At 69.3% G+C, this 369-nt stretch carries 1 protein-coding gene; it reads right to left on the reverse strand.

Annotation, left to right across the window (positions count from 1 at the left end):
- The coding region (locus AC1DYG_RS20750; protein WP_477641714.1) for an HpcH/HpaI aldolase/citrate lyase family protein at window positions 1-346 on the reverse strand (346 nt) is incomplete at its 3' end.
- Between the last annotated feature and the right edge of the window lie 23 nt (window positions 347-369).

The raw sequence follows: 369 nt of genomic DNA on the forward strand, positions 1-369 counted from the left end.
CCCGGACGTCGTAGATGGTCAGGTCGCGGTCCCGGCGGATGCCGAAGGTGCTGCACATGTCGGTCGCGCCGATCCGGACCGCCAGGATGTGCTCGCGGTGCTGGGCCAGTAGTTCGCGAATCGTGTGCAGTTCGGTGTCGCGGCTCTGCCGGTGGACCAGTTCGGGCGACTCGAGCACCGGCATCGCGTACAGGTGCTTGCCGAGCAACTCGGAGGCGGCGCGCACCTCCCGCAGGAACCCGGCGCCGCTGGCGCTGGTGAACTTCGGGACGACGAAGCCGCTGAGGGCGTCGACGCCGGTGGTGACGGACTCGGCGATCCGGCGAATGCCGTCCGCGGTGCGCACCCTYACGAAGAGCAGCATGTTGG

The organism is Pedococcus sp. P1_H8 (assembly GCF_056405175.1).